The sequence below is a fragment of the Rhizorhabdus sp. P4_G6 genome (genome assembly GCF_056401045.1).
Genome location: NZ_JBFUKC010000003.1, coordinates 163,258 through 179,399, shown reverse-complemented (window position 1 = coordinate 179,399; position 16,142 = coordinate 163,258). Strand labels below are relative to the sequence as shown.

12 protein-coding genes and 1 tRNA gene are annotated in these 16,142 nt (G+C 66.2%); 9 read left to right on the top strand and 4 right to left on the bottom strand.

Going from position 1 to position 16,142, the window contains the following annotated elements; translation table 11 throughout:
• The first annotated feature begins 81 nt into the window (after positions 1 to 81).
• A complete protein-coding gene (locus AC1DPF_RS04970; protein WP_477871075.1) occupies positions 82 to 444 on the top strand; it encodes a PilZ domain-containing protein in 363 nt (120 codons plus the stop codon).
• 114 nt (positions 445 to 558) lie between these two features.
• Here AC1DPF_RS04970 and AC1DPF_RS04965 read toward each other — a convergent pair whose 3' ends face one another.
• Positions 559 to 1,179 (bottom strand): class I SAM-dependent methyltransferase, encoded by a 621-nt coding sequence (locus tag AC1DPF_RS04965; protein ID WP_477960041.1) that lies wholly within the window; start codon positions 1,177 to 1,179, stop codon positions 559 to 561.
• Positions 1,180 to 1,289: 110 nt separating this feature from the next.
• Complete coding sequence (recG, locus tag AC1DPF_RS04960; protein ID WP_477960179.1) at positions 1,290 to 3,350, bottom strand: ATP-dependent DNA helicase RecG; 2,061 nt, start codon at positions 3,348 to 3,350, stop codon at positions 1,290 to 1,292.
• 82 nt (positions 3,351 to 3,432) lie between these two features.
• Between recG and AC1DPF_RS04955 the strand changes: the two genes are divergently transcribed.
• The gene (locus AC1DPF_RS04955) at positions 3,433 to 3,699 is read left to right on the top strand and encodes an FAD assembly factor SdhE (RefSeq protein WP_477871079.1); all 267 of its coding nucleotides are present in this window, start codon (positions 3,433 to 3,435) and stop codon (positions 3,697 to 3,699) included.
• Positions 3,700 to 3,814: 115 nt separating this feature from the next.
• Positions 3,815 to 7,306: a transcription-repair coupling factor gene (gene mfd / locus AC1DPF_RS04950; RefSeq protein ID WP_477960039.1), complete on the top strand. Its 3,492-nt coding sequence runs from the start codon at positions 3,815 to 3,817 to the stop codon at positions 7,304 to 7,306.
• 39 nt (positions 7,307 to 7,345) lie between these two features.
• Here mfd and AC1DPF_RS04945 read toward each other — a convergent pair whose 3' ends face one another.
• The gene (locus AC1DPF_RS04945; RefSeq protein ID WP_477960037.1) at positions 7,346 to 9,430 is read right to left on the bottom strand and encodes a putative bifunctional diguanylate cyclase/phosphodiesterase; all 2,085 of its coding nucleotides are present in this window, start codon (positions 9,428 to 9,430) and stop codon (positions 7,346 to 7,348) included.
• A gap of 215 nt (positions 9,431 to 9,645) precedes the next feature.
• Between AC1DPF_RS04945 and moaA the strand changes: the two genes are divergently transcribed.
• From moaA to AC1DPF_RS04930, 3 genes are all read left to right on the top strand, one after another.
• The gene (moaA, locus tag AC1DPF_RS04940; RefSeq protein ID WP_477871420.1) at positions 9,646 to 10,671 is read left to right on the top strand and encodes a GTP 3',8-cyclase MoaA; all 1,026 of its coding nucleotides are present in this window, start codon (positions 9,646 to 9,648) and stop codon (positions 10,669 to 10,671) included.
• Entirely contained in the window at positions 10,668 to 11,441 is a 774-nt protein-coding gene (locus AC1DPF_RS04935) for an NAD kinase (protein ID WP_477871085.1), read from the top strand. The genes moaA and AC1DPF_RS04935 overlap by 4 nt, the downstream gene beginning before the upstream one ends.
• 111 nt (positions 11,442 to 11,552) lie before the next feature.
• A tRNA-Asn gene (locus AC1DPF_RS04930) sits at positions 11,553 to 11,627 on the top strand.
• A 54-nt stretch (positions 11,628 to 11,681) separates the two neighbouring features.
• On the opposite strand, the gene AC1DPF_RS04925 is transcribed toward AC1DPF_RS04930, so the two are convergent.
• A complete protein-coding gene (locus AC1DPF_RS04925; RefSeq protein ID WP_477960177.1) occupies positions 11,682 to 11,849 on the bottom strand; it encodes a DUF6771 family protein in 168 nt (55 codons plus the stop codon).
• Between the two features lie 440 nt (positions 11,850 to 12,289).
• Between AC1DPF_RS04925 and AC1DPF_RS04920 the strand changes: the two genes are divergently transcribed.
• From AC1DPF_RS04920 to AC1DPF_RS04910, 3 genes are read left to right on the top strand one after another with little or no spacing between them, the layout of a single operon-like run.
• The gene (locus tag AC1DPF_RS04920; RefSeq protein WP_477960035.1) at positions 12,290 to 12,856 is read left to right on the top strand and encodes an RNA polymerase sigma factor; all 567 of its coding nucleotides are present in this window, start codon (positions 12,290 to 12,292) and stop codon (positions 12,854 to 12,856) included.
• Positions 12,840 to 13,802, top strand: coding sequence for a FecR family protein (locus AC1DPF_RS04915; protein ID WP_477960033.1), 963 nt, complete (start codon positions 12,840 to 12,842; stop codon positions 13,800 to 13,802). The genes AC1DPF_RS04920 and AC1DPF_RS04915 overlap by 17 nt, the downstream gene beginning before the upstream one ends.
• Positions 13,789 to 16,137 (top strand): TonB-dependent receptor, encoded by a 2,349-nt coding sequence (locus AC1DPF_RS04910; RefSeq protein WP_477960031.1) that lies wholly within the window; start codon positions 13,789 to 13,791, stop codon positions 16,135 to 16,137. The genes AC1DPF_RS04915 and AC1DPF_RS04910 overlap by 14 nt, the downstream gene beginning before the upstream one ends.
• Positions 16,138 to 16,142: the final 5 nt, after the last annotated feature.

The window sequence follows — 16,142 nt, the reverse complement described above, 5'->3', positions numbered from 1 at the left end:
TTAACCCTTGGTTCACCGTAACGAGTAAGGAGTTCACAAGGTCTGTGGGCAATTCTTGTATTGAAACAAGGACATGAAACCATGAGCCAGATTGCCCAGACACCGACGCCCGGCGTCGACGAGGATGCGAAATACGTCGAGCAGCGACGGGCACCGCGCGACGAGGTCGCGCTGCCGACACGAATGTTCACGCAGGATCACGCCAGCGACGTGCTGCTCGTCAACATCTCGCCGCTCGGCTTCATGGTGCGCGAATATGGCGAGACGCCCAAGGGCACGATCGTCCGGCTGGCGCTGCCGCGGCTCGGTCAGGTCGCCGCCAAGGTGATGTGGTCGCTGGGCGGCCGCGTCGGCGCTGAATTCATCAAACCGATCGACAGCTATGCCTATACCGCGATGCTCAATGCCGCGCGCGCCAAGCGTCAGCGCTGGCCAATGGGGTGAGAGGCCGGGAGCAGCGCGGCCTCCAGCGCGCTGCTCCCACAGTCCTCCAAAGGACGCTGTCCCAGCCTCACCGCCTGCAATACCGGCGAGAGGCTGGGACGGCGACCATCCGGATCAGCTCGCCAGCGCCCGGCCCGTTTCCATCCAGCCCGCGAAACGCGGCGTCTTCGGTTGATAGAAGCCGTCAATCCGGTCGATCGTGAAATGCCGCGATATTGCGCTGCCGACCGGCCGGCTAAGGTGGCATCCACCGAAGACCGGCTTCCACAGCGGCTCGATCCGTCGCTGCCAGGTGGCGACCCCGGGATCCGGCGCGCTGCCATGTTCGTGGAACAGCAGCACGCCACCAGGCCGCAGCACTCGCCGCGCCTCGGCCAGCATCCGCTCGGGATCATCAACCGAGCACAGGGTGAAGGTGCACACCACCGTATCGAAGGCCCCCGAGTCGAAGCGTAGTTCCTCGCCCACGCCATCTTCGATCCCCACCGTCAGCCCTGCGGCGCGTGCCGCCTGCGCGGCCATCGCCCGCAACCCGGGCGATGGTTCGACGCCGATCACCTCCGATACCTTCGAGACATCATAGAAGGGCAGATTGGCCCCCGCCCCCATGCCGAGTTCGAGCACCCGGCCCGCCGCCTCGGGAATCAGCCCGGCGCGATGCTCGGCCATCATCCGACAGCCGCAGCCGAGTCTAATGATATGGGGAACTATCGCGCGCTCCCACCAGCCCGACATTGCGACCTCTCCCTGCCTTTGAGCGATCAGGTTTCCATCAATCTGTCCAAAATACAAGCATGGCTGCTGCGGCCATGGGTGGCGAACGCTGGACCGGAGCGCTGCCGCCATCACCCCGCCCGCAGCAATCCCACCGCCGCATCGCGCTCGAACAGATATAGCGCCGTCCTCGCCGCCTGCCCGCGCTCCCCCTCCAATCCGCCGTCGCGGTCGACGAGCAGCCGGGCGTCCTGGGTTGCCGCTTCGATCAGCGCTGCGGTCCGTTCGGGCCCCGCGAGCCGGAACTCCGCCTCGCCCGACTGGCGCGTCCCCAATATCTCGCCCGCGCCGCGCAGCCGCAGATCCTCCTCAGCGATGCGGAAGCCGTCATTGGTTTCGCGCATCAGCGCGAGGCGCGCGCGCGATGTCTCCGAGAGCGCATTGCCGCGTAGCAGCAGGCATATCGAATGCTGGTCGCCACGCCCGACCCGGCCGCGCAACTGGTGAAGCTGGGCCAGGCCAAAGCGGTCCGCGCCCTCTATGATCATCAACGTGGCATTCGGCACGTCCACGCCCACCTCGATAACGGTTGTCGCGACGAGGACGCCGAGCGCGCCCGACTGGAAGTCGCTCATCACCGCATCTTTTTCCGGGCCCTTCATCCTGCCATGGACGACGCCGACCTTGTCGCCGAACAGCTGGCGAAGGCTTTCGGCGCGGCTCTCGGCGGCCGCAAGATCGGATTGCTCGCTTTCCTCGACCAACGGGCAGACCCAATAGGCCTGGCCGCCCTTGGCCATGTGGCGGCCGAGCGCCTGGGCGATCTCATCGAGCCGTTCGCCGGCGATCACCCGCGTTTCGATCGGCTGTCGGCCCGGCGGCATCTCATCGAGGCGGCTGACGTCCATCTCGCCATAATGGCTGAGCGTCAGCGTGCGCGGGATAGGCGTGGCGGTCATCACCAGCATGTGCGGCGGCCGTTCAGCCTTGGCCTGGAGCAGCATTCTCTGGGCGACCCCGAAGCGATGCTGCTCGTCGACCACCGCCAGGGCGAGATTGCGATAGCCCACCTTCTCCTGGAAGATCGCATGGGTGCCGATCAGGATGTCGATCGAGCCGTCTGCCAGTCCCATCAGAGTCGCTTCGCGCGCCTTGCCCTTTTCGCGCCCGGTGAGAATCGCGACATTGACCGGCAGGCCGGCGAGCGTGCGGCTCAGCGTCTCATAATGCTGCCGCGCGAGGATCTCGGTCGGCGCCAGCAGCGCGCCCTGGGCGCCGGCCTCGACGGCGGTCAGAAGCGCCATCGTCGCGACCAGCGTCTTGCCCGATCCGACGTCCCCCTGCAGCAGCCGTGTCATCGGCACCGGCTGCGCGAGATCGCCCTCTATCTCGGCCACCACGCGCTGCTGGGCACCGGTCGGCGCATAGGGCAGCTTCAGCGCGTCGCGCAGCCGGCCATCGCCGACGAGCGGCATTCCCCGCCGGCGGCGCGACGAGGCGCGGACCAGCATCAGTGCAAGCTGGTTGGCGAACAACTCGTCATAGGCCAGCCGCGCGCGCGCCAGCTCGTCGGCCGGATCGGCATGGGCGCGGACGATCGCCTCGCGCCAGCCCGGCCAGCCGCGCGCTGCCCGCAGGCTCGGCTCGATCCATTCGGGCAAGTCGGGCGCGCGAGCGATCGCCTGCTCGGCGAGCTGCCCAAGGCGGCGCGTGGTCAGTCCTTCGGACAGCGGATAGACGCTCTCGCGCGCCGGCAGGTCGGCCGCTTCGGCAACGGGCAGCACATGGTCGGGATGGACCATCTGCAATTCCTGGCCGTACAGTTCGAGCTTGCCCGAGACGATTCGCGGCTCGCCAATCGGCAGCAGCTTCTTCGCCCAGCCTGGATTACCGCCAAAATAGACGAGGCTGACGACATTGCCGGCCTGGTCGGTTGCGCCCACCCGGAACGGCCCGCGCCCGCCGGAAGCGCGATAGCTGACCGGCACGAGCCGCACGGTGACGATCCGGCCGCTGTCTTCCGCCTCGACCGTGTTGACCGGCTTGCGCTCGATCGTGCCGGTCGGCAGGTGGAACAGCATGTCGACGATCCGCTCCAACCGCAGCTTCTTGAGCGGCTTGGCGAGCGTCGGCCCCACGCCTTTCAGCGCCTCGACTTCGGCGAACAACGGATTGAGAATATCGGGACGCATCACTAGATGGCTTCTAACGTTCCGCCGATGGGCTTGCCAATCGCCCGTGGGCTAATTCGTATTTGCTGAAGACAGGATTTCCATGAACCGCGAAGATCGCCTGAAACGCCTGCGCTTCCGCGCCTGGCACCGCGGCACCCGCGAGGCTGACTATATGATCGGCGGCTATTTCGACCGGCTTCACCAGGGCTGGGACGATATCGCGCTCGACTGGTTCGAAGGCCTGTTGAACCAGGAGGATGTCGACATCATGGGCTGGGCGATCGGCACCATCGCGGTGCCGCCCGAATGGCAGGGCGCCATGATGGAGCGGATGCAGCGTATCGATTACATCGACATCCCCAGCTGAACTCACACTCTTCTTTTCCGTTTGGTTTGGGCGGAGTCGAGAGCCGCCTCTGCGTCGCGGCGAGCAGCCTTCGACGTCGCATGAATCAAACGGCCTCTCACATCATCCGGATTGCATGACCGACCTCCAACGCATCCTCAAAGCCGGCGCCCCCCTGACGCTCGCCCGCGCGCCGATCGGCTTCCAGCCATGGCTGCTCGCCGACCTCGCCCGCGCCGCCGCCGCCCGCGACGGCCGGCTGGTGTTCGTCGCGCCCGACGACCAGGCGATGCAGGCGGTGGTCGACGCCGCCGCCTATTTCGCGCCCGAGCTGTCGGTACTGCACTTCCCCGCCTGGGACTGCCTTCCTTACGATCGGGCCAGCCCGGCGCTGCGCGCGACATCCGACCGGCTCGCCACGCTGCACGCGCTCCAGACGAAGCCGCAGGGGCCGTTGCTGATCGCGACGACGGTCAACGCGATCACCCAGCGGGTGCTGACCCCATTCCGAATCCGCCAGCTGGTGGCCCGGCTCGCACCCGGCGAGCGGATCGACCGCGACAAGCTCGCCGCGCTCCTTCAGGCGAACGGCTATGTCCGCACCGACACCGTCACCGATCCCGGCGAATATGCCGTGCGCGGCGGACTCGTCGACCTTTTCCCGTCGGGTGAGCCGCACGCGCTGCGGCTCGACTTCTTCGGCGACGAGATCGAGAATGTCCGCCAGTTCGACGCCGCCGACCAGCGGACCATCGGCACCGTCAAGGGCTTCACGCTCCTGCCTGCTTCCGAAGCCCTGCTCGACGAGGAGTCGATCAAGCGATTCCGCAGCCGCTATCGCGAGCGCTTCGGCGCCAGCGCTACCGGGGATCCCATCTATCAGGCGGTATCGGACGGTCGGCGACTGGCGGGCATGGACCATTGGCTGCCGCTGTTCGAGGAGCGGCTGACGACGTTGTTCGATCATCTCGCGCCCGAGGATCTGATCATCCGCGAGGCCGGATCGGGCAAGGCCGCCGAGGCCCGGTTCGAAGCGATCACCGATTATCACGCCAACCGTGTCCGCGCGCGCAGCGCCGATCCCGGCAGCTATCGCCCGCTCGAGCCTGCCGAGCTCTATGTGACCAGCGACGAATGGGCGACGGCGATCACCGACCGCCCGATCCACCTCGTCACGCCGTTCGACGAGCCGGAGAGCTCGACCGTGCTCGACATGGCCGTCGAAGCCGCGCGCGATTTCGCGCCCGAACGGACCCAGGGCGTCAACATCTACGATGCGGTGATCGAGCATGTCGACGCGCTGGCCAAGGCCGGAAAGCGCGTCGTTCTCGCCAGCTATTCGGGCGGCGCACGCGAACGCTTCGCCGGACTGCTGCGTGATCATGGGCTGGAACGGCTGAGCTTTGCCGAAAGCTGGCAGGAAGCCCTGGGACAAGCGCTCGACGCAAAGGGTTCGCTGGGTTCCGGAGTCGCCAAAGTCGCGCTAGCCGTCCTTCCACTCGGCCACGGCTTTACTAGCGGCGATATCGCACTGCTCACCGAGCAAGACATGCTCGGCGACCGTTTGGTCCGCCGGCAGAAGCGCAAGAAATCGGCCGACGCCTTCCTGGCGGAGCTGGCCACCCTCACGCCGGGCGATCTGGTCGTCCATATGGATCATGGCATCGGCCGCTATGAGGGACTGACGTCGATCCCTGTCGGCACCTCGCCGCACGATTGCGTCGCGCTCAGCTATTCGGGCGGCGACAAGCTCTATGTCCCGGTCGAGAATATCGACGTGCTCAGCCGCTACGGCGCCGAGACCGAGGGCGTCCAGCTCGACAAGCTGGGCGGGGTCGCCTGGCAGTCGCGCAAGGCGAAGATGAAGGAGCGCATCCGCGAAATCGCAGGCGAGCTGATCAAGACCGCCGCCGAGCGAGCGCTGCGGCCCGCAGAGGTCATCCAGCCCGAAGGCGGCTATAACGAGTTCGTCGACCGCTTCCCTTACCAGGAGACCGACGATCAGGATCGCGCCATCGCCGACGTGATCGAGGATCTCGGCGCGGGCAAACCTATGGACCGGCTGGTTTGCGGCGACGTCGGTTTCGGAAAAACCGAAGTCGCGCTGCGCGCGGCGTTCGTCGCGGCATTGGCGGGCATGCAGGTCGCGCTGATCTGTCCCACGACTTTGCTAGCCCGGCAGCATTATCGGAACTTCGTCGAGCGCTTCCACGGCTTCCCGGTAAAGGTCGGCCACCTCTCGAGGCTCGTAACCGCCAGCGATGCACGGAAGGTGAAGGACGGCCTGGCCGACGGCACGCTCGACATCGTCATCGGCACCCATGCGCTGCTCGCCAAGGGCATCGAGTTCAAACGGCTGGGGCTGGTCATCGTCGACGAGGAGCAGCGCTTCGGGGTCACCCACAAGGAGCGGCTGAAAGCCCTCAAGACCGACGTGCACATGCTGACCCTGACGGCGACGCCGATCCCGCGCACGCTGCAGATGGCGATGTCGGGCCTGCGCGAACTCAGCGTGATCCAGACGCCGCCGGTCGACCGGCTGGCGGTTCGCACCTATGTCGCGCCTTGGGACGGCGTGGTGATCCGCGAGGCGTTGCTGCGCGAACATTATCGCGGCGGGCAGAGCTTTCTCGTCACGCCGCGGATCAAGGACCTGCCCGACATCGAGGAATATCTCCGCAAGGAAGTGCCCGAGATCAGCTATGTCGTCGCGCACGGCCAGATGGCGCCGAGCGAGGTCGAGGAACGAATGTCGGCCTTCTACGACGGCAAGTTCGACCTGCTCGTATCGACCACGATCATCGAGAGCGGGCTCGATATCCCTTCGGCCAACACGCTGATCGTCAACCGCGCCGACCGCTTCGGCCTTGCCCAGCTCTATCAGCTGCGCGGTCGCGTCGGCCGGGCAAAGACGCGCGCCTATGCCTATCTGACCACCGGCACACGCAGCCTGACGGAAACTGCGGAAAAGCGGCTCCATATTCTTCAGAATCTCGATACGCTGGGCGCCGGTTTCCAGATCGCCAGCCATGATCTCGATATCCGCGGGGCCGGCAACCTGCTGGGCGACGAGCAGTCGGGGCACATCAAGGAGGTGGGCTTCGAACTCTACCAGTCGATGCTCGAAGAGGCGATCCTGGAGGCCAGGGCGGACGGCCTTGCCCAGCCGCCGCGCGAAGCCTTCTCACCGCAGATCAATGTCGATGCGCCGATCCTGATACCCGAAGATTATGTCCCCGATCTGGACCTGCGCATGGGCCTGTATCGCCGCATGAACGAAGCGGAGACCAAGCAGGAGATCGAGTCCTTCGCCGCCGAGATGATCGACCGCTTCGGCCCGCTGCCGGAAGCCACCCAGAATCTGCTGACGGTCATCGAGACGAAGCTGAATTGCCGCAACGCCTGTGTCGCCAAGCTGGACGCGGGTCCACGCGGTGCGCTGGTGGCGTTCCACAATGACAGCTTTCCGGACCTGCCGGGGTTGCTTGCCTATGTCGACCGGTTGAAGGACAGCGCGAAGCTGCGCCCCGACAGCAGGCTGGTGATCACCCGGCCCTGGCCCGATGCCAAGGCGCGACTGAACGGCGCGCTGCAGCTGTCGCGGGGGCTGGCGAAGATATTGGGCTGAAAAAGGGTCTGGGCACCGCCGAGCCGCTCGGCAGTCACCTTACACCAGCGGTTGTTCGGCCGTCGCCATCTCGGCCCGATCGGGCAGCATCGCCTCGAGTGTCGTACTGTCGACCGGCGGTGAGCAGAGATAGCCCTGATAATAGTTGCAGCCCTCGCGCGCGAGCAAAGTAAGCTGGGCCTGGGTTTCGACACCTTCGGTGATTACCGACAAGCCCAGCGAGCGCGCCATGTCGATCACGCCGCGCACGACGATCCGGTCGCGGGTCGACCCGGTGATATCCTCGGCGAGAGTCTTGTCGATCTTGAGATAGTCGAGCGGCAGCGCCTTGAGATAGGCGAGGCTCGAATAGCCGGTCCCGAAATCATCTATCGCCACGCGCAGGCCTTCTCGACGCAGGCGGGCGAGCAGTTCGGCCGCCCGTGCCAGGTCCGAGATCAACCCACTCTCGGTAACCTCGACCGTCAGGCGATCGCGCGGGAATCCTGCCTCGTCGACGCGGCCGAGGAAGTCCTCGACGAAATTGGAGCGCGCTATGTCGGCGGCGGTAACATTCACCGACAGGCGCAGCTCGCGCAACTTCCCGGGCCATGCCGCAGCGAGCTGGAGCGCGCGCTGCTGGACATGGGCGGAGAGCTGCACGACGAAGTCGGATCGCGCGGCGGTTGCGAACAGCGGCACCGCACCCAGTTCGCCGAGCTGCGGGTGGCGCCAGCGGGCGAGCGCTTCGACCCCCATGATCAGGCCGGTTCCGATATCGACCTGCGGCTGGAAGAGGATGTCGATCTGGTCGTGGTCGAGCGCGCGGCGCAGATCTATCTCGAGCTGGTTGCGGCGATTGGCCTCGGCTTCGCTATCGGCATCCAACGCGCGGACTAGCCCGGCATCGCCATGCTTCGCCACGGCCAGCGCCGCTGCCGCGCGCTGGAACAAGGTACCGGCGTCGCGCCGCCCTTCAGCGTCGGCCGCGGCGATCCCGACCCGACATGACAGGGGAATCAGCGATTCCCCCGACACGAACGGCCAGGCTACGCTCTCGACGAGGCGATTGGCGATCAGCCCCGCGCTGTCCGCGGTCACCGGCGGCGCAAGCGCGATCGCGAACTCCGAACCCGCGGTGCGGGCGATCATCGCATTGCCGAGCCCGACCCGATCGATCACCCGCTCTATCCGTCGCGCGACGCCTTGCAGCACCGCATCCCCGGTTGTCCGCCCGAACGCTGCATTGACCAGGCCGAATCGCATCACGCCCAGCACCAGCAATGCACAACGCGGATCGGGCGCGGTCTCATCGGCGAGCCGCTCCTCGACCCAGCTGCGGATCCCTTCCGCCTTGGGCAGGCCCGTCAGCGTATCCGTTCCAGCGCTATCCGGTTCGGCGTCGTGTCGGGTAATTTCCAGCCAGCCGACCACTGCGCCGCGATCTTCGTCGAACGAGATATGGTGTGCCATCCGGTCGCCGTGGAGCGCGCTGCGGTGCGCGAAAGCGGTGGCGCGGCCGGTGGTGAGCAGACGATCGATTGCATCCCGGGCGCGGCGTCGGCTTGGCCGGTCCATCAGCCTGAACAGCGTCGACATCGGCACAGTCTCGCCGCCCGCACCGATCCGCTCCGCGAAGGCCGAGCTGAGCCTTACCATGCGGTCGCCCGGCTTCCAGATCCAGGCTTCGGACTCGGCCAGCCGCAGCGAAGCCCGCTCCGATGCGGCACGGTCGCCGCCCGCCAGTCGCTCCACATATCGATCGGCGAAGCGCAAGGCCATGCGCAGTTCCGCTGCGTCGAAGGGCGCTGCCAGATAATGGGTCGCACCCGCCGCATGATAGCGTTCAAGCGCTCCGGTATCGTCGACGATCACCAGCAATGCCGCCCCGGCCGAGACTACCGCAGCAGAAACCGTGGCGCATGCGGCGACCGCCTCCTCGCCGGCCTGGCGTGCATCGATGACCGCAATCGTCGCACTAGACGCGATGAAACGCCGTTCGATCGCATCGGCGCGCCGGGCAGCGATCACCTGCCAGCCGGCGGCTTCGACCAGGCCGCCCAAATCGTCTCGATTATGGAAAGACAACAGGAAGAGCGGCAGCTTTGCCCTGCCGGAGCCGATCGGGGCAGCCGTTTCGCTCACGCCATTTTCCCATTCATTCGTCAGCTGTTACCGTATCGTCTGGCTCAGGCCAATCGCAAAGCTTTTACAGACTGGCGTTGCGCCCCCCCTTTTGCGATGGCCTGCGAGTCCCTATCTTCGAACAGGATGCGCTGCGAATCCAGGACGCGCACCGCCCCATCTGGCGAAGACAATGCCGCTTCCACCAGCGGCAATCAGGGATTAGAGTGATGCGGATGACGGGCATCGATCAACCACGGCGATCGGATGGCGCGGTGCTCGCCGACAGCTTCGGCCGCCGCATATCCTATCTGCGTCTTTCGGTCACCGACCGCTGCGACTTTCGGTGCCGCTACTGCATGTCGGAGCGGATGCAGTTTCTCCCCAAACGGGAGATATTGACGCTCGAGGAGATGACCTCGCTCGCCGACGCGTTCATCGCGCGGGGCATCAAGCGAATCCGGCTTACGGGCGGCGAGCCGCTCGTCCGCAAGGGCATCGACCAGCTGGTCCAGGCAATCGGCCGGCGCATCGGCGACGGACTGGACGAACTGACGCTGACCACCAATGGCAGCCAGCTGCGCCAACATGCCGCGACGCTGGCGGATGCCGGCGTTCGCCGGATCAACGTCAGCCTCGACAGTCTGGACCCTGAGCGTTTTGCCTTCATCTCGCGGGGTGGGCAACTCGCCACCGTCCTCGACGGAATTGCAGCCGCGCGCGAAGCCGGGATGGCGATCAAGATAAACCTGGTGGCGCTGAAGGGACTCAACGAGCACGAGATCGAGCCCGTTTTGCGCTGGTGCGCCAGCGAAGGCCATGGCCTGACCCTGATCGAGACAATGCCGCTTGGCGAGGTCGAGGACGATCGCACCGACCGCTACCTGCCGCTCGATGGGGTCCGCCGCGAACTCGAAGCCCGCTATACGCTAACCCCGCTTGACTACCGTACAGGCGGTCCGGCGCGGTATGTGCGCGTCGAAGAACTCGACGCGAAGCTCGGCTTCATCACGCCGATGACGAACAATTTCTGCGATGGCTGCAATCGGGTGCGGGTGACCGCCACCGGGCAGATCTACATGTGCCTCGGCCATGACGACCGTCTCGACCTGCGTCGGGCACTGCGCGAAGGGCAGCCCGGCGAGATCGACGATCTCCTCGATCAGGCCATGAAGCTGAAGCCCGCCCGCCACGCCTTCCGCATCGATCGCCCGGGTGCGGCGCCCGCGGTATCACGCCACATGAGCGTCACTGGCGGATGACCGAAAAGCGGATGGCGCTCGTCGCCTCCCCCACCGACGCGGCACAGGAGGCGGCCGCCGAACTGCGCAAGCTGTACGAATGGCATCCCGTCGAACGGGCCGAGCTGATCGTGGCGCTGGGCGGCGACGGCTTCATGCTGCGCACCCTGCACGGGATGCTCGATCGGCACCGCATATTGCCGGTCTTCGGGGTCAACCTCGGCACTGTGGGCTTTCTGATGAACGATTGGCGGCCCGATCTGCTCGAATTGAGGCTGCAGCACGCGAAGGCGATTACCGTACTGCCACTGCGCATGGATGCGGTCACCGTGGAAGGGCAGCGGCTGTCGATGCCGGCGATCAACGAGGTCTCGCTCCTGCGTGAGACCCGCGAGACTGCAAAGATCGAAGTGTCGGTCGATGGCCGTGTCGTCCTTCCGGAATTGGTATGCGATGGCGTGCTGGTAGCCAGCCCGGCCGGATCGACCGCTTACAACCTTTCTGCCCAGGGACCGATCCTGCCGCTGGAATCATCGCTGCTGGCGCTCACCCCGATCAGCCCGTTCCGCCCGCGCCGCTGGCGGGGCGCCATCCTGCCGAACAAGAACGCGATCTCCTTCCGGGTGCTGGATGCGGTCAAGCGCCCGGTCAGCGCCGTGGCCGACCAGCGTGAGGTCCGCGACGTGGCGCAGATCAGCATCGGCATCGACCGCACCAGTCCGCTCACGCTGCTGTTCGATCCCGAACATGCGCTCGACGACCGCATCACGATGGAGCAATTCGCGTTCTGAGCCGCCGTTTTTGGCGACAGAATTCGCGTCGCGCATGAATCCCTCTAAGGGGGTTGCAACGCGAGAGAAGCCGCTGCTATAGGCGCGCCTCGCCTTGGCGTGGAAATGCGATCCCCGGTAGCTCAGCGGTAGAGCGTTCGACTGTTAATCGAATGGTCGCCTGTTCGAATCAGGCCCGGGGAGCCATTTCAAATCCTTGTTCCGCAAGGATTTCCTGTCTCCGCCATGTGCGGACGCGCCTTAGTCGGGCGCCTTGAGCGCCGCTGAGATGATGGCTGCGAGCGTTTCTTCGGCACGCTCCTTGGTGAGCGCATCCTTCGAAGCCAGGTCTCGCCGCACCCAGTCAGGAGCCTGCGATACCGCGGCCGTGATTGCCTTCACTATATCGTCCGAGCCCATGGTTTCCATCTGGTGCACCCGCCCAATCGCTGCAAGAGTCAGTCCCTTCGTCGTTCAATCCAATGACCGTAATGTGGGACGATGCCGACTGTCCGGAATCGGGATGCGTAGACGGGAAGCTGCCAATCATTCAGGCGTAACATCGACGTCAGCTACGCGTCCTAATCTCCGTCATCGGAAACCATTCTTCGCTCGCCCGAATGCGGACGCCACTTGCCAAAACTGGAATGGCGGCAAGGTCGGACGTGCGGGACAGTCAGCTTTTGGGAAGCAAGGGGGCGGAAGGGGGGCTATGTCGGCGATTTCTGTCAAGCGCTCGCGCACCGGCATTGCCGTAGTCCCGCCTGGCGTTTGTAAATCAAACGCTGGATCTACCGCTAGAATCCTGTTTGCTCTGGCTCTCGCTGACGCATAAAGCCAACGCCGAGCACCAGCTGGGACAACGCTAGATGAGTGACAACGGCCTGAAGGCCGTATTTCTGGACAGCCGACCGGCGCTGATGCGCTTCCTGGCGGCGCGCGGCGCGGGCGCGGACGCGGAGGATCTGCTGCAGGAACTCTGGGTGAAGGCTTCGGCGGCGCCATCCCGGCCCATCGCCAATCCTCTCGGCTATCTCTATAGCATGGCGGACAATCTGATGCTCGATCGCCGCCGCGCGGCACAGCGGCGTCTTCGGCGCGACGATGCGTGGAGCGATGCCGCCGGCGGCGCGGTTCCCGGCGTATCGGACCAGCCTTCGGCCGAACGGGTGCTGCTCGCCCGCGAGCGGCTGCGGCTGGTCGACCAGAAGCTGGAGGCGCTGGGCGACCGCACCGCCGCGATCTTTCGCAGCCACCGGATCGATGGCGTTGCGCAGCGGGATATCGCGGCGGTCATGGGCATCAGCCTGAGCGCGGTCGAGAAGCATCTGCAGAAAGCCTATCGCGTGCTGGTGGAAATGCGCGAAGTCGAGGCTGCGGATTTGTCGCAGGCGCGGCGTCATGCGATCGGAGGAATCGATGATGCGACAGGGTGAAGCGAAGATGCGGGAGGAAGCCGCCGGCTGGTTCCTGCGCCAGCGCGATCCCACACGCGCCGACTGGGACGGTTTTGTCGCATGGCTGGAAGCCGATCCAGCACATAATGCCGCCTATGAAGCAGTCGCGCTGGCGGACGACGATGTGGAATCGCGGATCGGCGACCAGGTGCTCGCCGATCGTCCATCCAACGACAACATCCCGCATCCCGCCCGCGCACGGGCGCGCTGGTTCGCGGGCACGGCTGCGGCCGCCGCGATCCTGGTCGGCGGTCTGGTCGCCTATCCCAGGCTGAACCCGTCGGTCGCGGCCTATGCGATCGAGACCGGGGCCGGCCAGCGCCGCATGGTCATGCTCGACGACGGCACCAGGATCGAACTGAACGGCAATTCCAGGCTCGGCCTGCGCCGCGGTGATACCCGCTTCGCCTCGCTCGATCGCGGCGAAGCGACCTTCACGGTCGTCCATGATCCGACCGCGCCGTTCGAAGTTCATGCCGGAGACGTGACGCTGCGCGACGTCGGCACGACCTTCAACGTCCTACGCGCCGGGCCCGACACCGAAGCCGCCGTCGCGGAGGGCGCCGTGCTGTTCGATCCGGACGGCGATGCGATCCGGCTCGATGCGGGCAGGATGATATATGTTTCCGGAACGGGTGCAGGCATCATAGGAAGGGTCGATCCGTCGGCGGTTGGCGCCTGGCGGAGGGATCGACTGGTCTATCAGAATGCCTCCTTGGCCCGGATCGCGACGGATCTTTCGCGCAATGTCGGCGCGCTGGTCACCGTCGCGCCCGAGCTTCAGCGCGAGCATTTCAGCGGCGTCATCCTGCTGGACAAGGATCGCCCGCGCCTGTTCGCACGGATCGGCGCGCTGCTCGATGTCGATGCCGTGGACGACGGCAAGGCCTGGCATCTGGCACCGCGGAAGCGTGCGGGGCGCTGAACTCGCCGCGATGACCCTGATGATTGCGGCGCCGGCCACGGCGTCCGCAGCCGCGCGGTCGCACTTCGACATTCCGGCGGGGCCGCTCCAGCAATCGATCGTCGCCTTTGCCGCGCAGTCGGGGACGACGATCGGCACGGTCGGCCCGATCGGGCAACTGCGCGGCGCGGCGGTCCGCGGCGACATGCCGCCCGAACGGGCGCTGCGCCGGCTGCTGCAGGGCAGCGGCCTCGGCTTCGAGCGGATCGACGCGAACACATTCCGGCTGATCGCTATCCCGGTGAAGCCCACCGAGCCCAGGCCCGGTGCCGTAACCCAGCCCGCTCCGTCCCTGGCAGCCAGCGAGATCGTCGTGACGGCCAGCAAGCGCGAGACGCGGATCGGCGACTATGCCGGAGCGGTTTCCATCCTCGATCCCGGCAGGGGCATGCTCGCCAGGGCGGCGGCCCGCGGGACCGAGGCGCTGGTCGACAGCGTCGCATCGCTGTCGTCGACCAATTTGGGGCCGGGCCGCAACAAGCTGATCATCCGCGGCATCGCGGACAGCAGCTTCACGGGCCCGAGCCAAGCCGTGGTCGGCCAATATCTCAATGACATACGCCTCAACTATAATGCGCCCGATCCCGACCTGAGTCTTTATGACATGGCGCGGGTCGAGGTGCTCGAGGGGCCGCAGGGCACGCTCTACGGCGCGGGGTCGCTGGGCGGCATCGTCAGGCTGGTGCCGAACGCGCCGGACCTCGGGCAGTGGAGCGGCAGCGCCACCGCCGCCTATCTTGCGACACAGGACGGGCGACCCGGAAGCGAGCTTTCCGGCATGGTCAACCTGCCGCTGTTCGACGACCGCGCCGCCCTGCGCCTGGTCGGCTACCGCGCGGTCGCGGGCGGTTATATCGACGACGTTCAACGCGGTCTGCGCGATGTGAACCGTTCGCAGATCAAGGGTGGTCGCGTCACCCTGCGCGCAAGGATCGGCGACAGCTGGACGCTCGATGTCGGCGGGCTGGTGCAGGACATCTACAGCGCCGACGGCCAATATGCCGAGCGTGGATTGCCGCCTTATCGGCGGTCGAGCGCGATCGCCCAGCCATTCGATAACGACTATCGGCTCGGCTATGCGACGCTGTCGCGCCACTGGGCGGGGCTGCAGCTCGTCTCCGCCACCGGGATCGTCAGTCACGACGTGCGCGAGCGGTTCGACGCCACCGGCTTTCCGGCGGCCCTGCCCAGCGCGTTCGACCAGAGGAACAAGATCACTCTCATCTCCAACGAAACCCGCCTGTCCCACCGCGAAAAGGACGGCACGGGATGGCTGTTGGGCACAAGCTTCATCAGCAATGGCGAGAAGCTCAGCCGCACGCTCGGGCCGGTCGGCGCGACGATGCGGATCGCCGGCGTCCATAACAGCCTGACCGGCGGCGCGCTCTATGGCGAGACCACCTTCGGCATCGCGCCGCGCGTCCAGCTCACCGCCGGCGGCCGCTTGGCCTTCAGCCACCTCGCCGGCGAACTGCTCGATCTGCCCAGGAACAGCGGCGACGAACGCAATCGCAACGAGGCAAGTATCTTGCCGCTGCTCGCGGTCGCCTGGCGGCCAAGCGGCCGGCTGACCGCCTATGCCCGCTATCAGGAGGGCTATCGCGGCGGCGGCCTCTCGGTCGCCGCCGCGGGCACCGGCATCGTTTCGCAGCGGTTCAAGGGCGACAGCATCGCCACCTTCGAGGCGGGCCTGCGGCTAGGGGATCCCGCGAGCGACCATTTCAGCGGGGCGCTCGGCCTGATCTATGCCCATTGGGAGAATATCCAGGCCGATCTGGTGGATGCGAGCGGCCTTCCGTACACCGCGAACATCGGCAACGGCCAGACGGTCGGCTTCGAGGCCAAGCTGGGCTGGCGGCCCGCGGCGGGGCTGAACGTCGAAGCCGGGCTGTTCGTCAACGACAGCGACCTGACCACTCCGGCCGCGGCTTTTTCGGCCTCGCGGCATGCCGAGCTGCCGGATGTCGCACGGCTCGGCGCGCGCACCGCGCTTGGTTACACTACCCGGCTGCGCGGGAACATCGCCTTGTCGCTGGACGCCTCGTTCCGCTATTTTGGTCATTCCCGCCTCGGGATCGGCAACGGACTCGATATTGTCCAGGGCGGCTATGCCGATACCGCGCTCGGTATTCGGATCGGCAGCGACAAAGCGGGCCTGTCGCTCGACGCGACCAACCTGCTCGACGCCCATGGCAACCGCTTCTCGCTGGGCAATCCGTTCGGCGTCATGCAGGGCCGCCAGGTCACCCCGCTGCGGCCACGCACGATAAGGTTCGCGATCGATGGACGTTTCTGAGCCTT